A 1,556-nucleotide genomic window follows, 5' to 3' on the forward strand; every position below is an offset into this window, starting at 1 on the left:
CCCTACGTGTCAGGGTGAGTTGAGGCCAGTGGCTCATAGCAAGTCCGTCTAATTCGTAGGGCGAGAATCAGGATCAGAACCAATGTCTATCTCCACAATTTCCCGGGTGCGGGAAGATGGGTCCATGAGTAATTCTGGCCCCCGTGCCGGCGGTCCAAGGCCTCGAAGGTCGTTTACCCCGGCGCAGAAACTAGCCCATCTGGCCGCTTACCAACAGGCCTGTGATGATAGCTCCGGAGGCGGGGCGTACCTTCGTCGTGAGGGCATCTATTCTTCCCAGATCACTGAGTGGCGCAAACTCCGTGATGCTGGTGTGCTCGAGGGTAGGAAGCCCGGTGAGAAGATCGGCAAGCTTACCGCTGAGCAGGCCGAAATCGCCCGTCTACGCCGGCAGCTGGAGGTGAATGAACGCACGCTGGCACGGACTCGGGCGGCGTTGGACATCATGGGAAAAGCACGGCAGCTTTTGGAGGAAATCTCCGAAAGCGAGGAGCAGCAGCAGTGGTACAGGAAACCCTGATGGGGGTTTATGCCGAACTCACAGGTGCGCATATTCCCACGCGGGAAGCGGCAGTCCTGGCCGGGATACCGCGGGCGACCGCAACCCGCAGCCCACGGCCCCCGCTGGCCGTGCCGATGCCCGCACCTGTCCCGGCAAACAAGCTCGACCCGGACGAACGCGACCGTATCCTCGCTGCCGTGAACTCTGCCCGCTTCGTGGATCTGGCCCCGGTCCAGATCTACGCGCAACTGCTGGACGAAGGGACCTACCTGTGCTCAATCTCGACGATTTACCGGATACTGACTGAGAATAGGCAGGTCAAAGACCGTCGCCGGCAGGCACGCCATCCGCCCAGGACCGTTCCGGAACTGACAGCGGCTGGCCCCGGAGAGGTCTACAGCTGGGACATTACCAAGCTTGCCGGCCCGGTCAGGGGTAAATACTTCGATGCCTACGTGATGATCGATATTTACTCCCGCTACATCGTGGGCGCATACGTCCACGCCCACGAATCCGGGGAGTTGGCGGTGGAGATGATGAAGGAAATCTTCGGTATCCACGGCATCCCAAAGATCGTGCACGCGGACCGCGGGACCTCTATGACGTCCAAGACCGTCGCCGTATTGCTCTCCGATCTGGAAGTCACCAGGTCACACTCCCGGCCCCGCGTATCCAACGACAACCCGTACAGCGAGGCGTGGTTCAAGACTTTGAAATTCGCTCCCGTGTTTCCTGAACGATTCGGCTCCCTGGCCGATGCGAGGGTCTTCATGGCGGCCTTTGTCGAAGGATACAACCACAGTCACCGTCACACCGGAATTGGGCTAAACACCCCGGCAGACGTCCACTACGGTCTTGCCGCGGCGAAGGCCACCGAACGCTCCATCACCCTGGCCGCCGCACGGCAGAAGAATCCTGAACGATTCAGCACTGAAACGGACCCAAAAATACTTACCGTCCCCGACGCGGCATGGATTAACAAACCATCCCAGGAAACCCAGCCAGAAGCAGCCGCCTAACTCCCACTGGCCCCATTCACCTTGACAACTTCCGC

At 60.1% G+C, this 1,556-nt stretch carries 1 protein-coding gene; it reads left to right on the forward strand.

Features of this window, described 5'->3' with window-relative positions; genetic code table 11:
• The first annotated feature begins 124 nt into the window (after positions 1 to 124).
• Positions 125 to 1,521, forward strand: a protein-coding gene (locus tag ACX80A_RS15185; RefSeq protein WP_459260598.1) for an IS3 family transposase whose coding sequence is annotated in 2 segments (ribosomal slippage) — positions 125 to 476 and positions 476 to 1,521 — 1,398 coding nt in all. Because the reading frame shifts where the segments join, the coding sequence is not laid out codon by codon here.
• The last annotated feature ends 35 nt before the right edge of the window (positions 1,522 to 1,556 follow it).

The sequence above is a fragment of the Arthrobacter sp. TMN-50 genome (assembly GCF_054511125.1).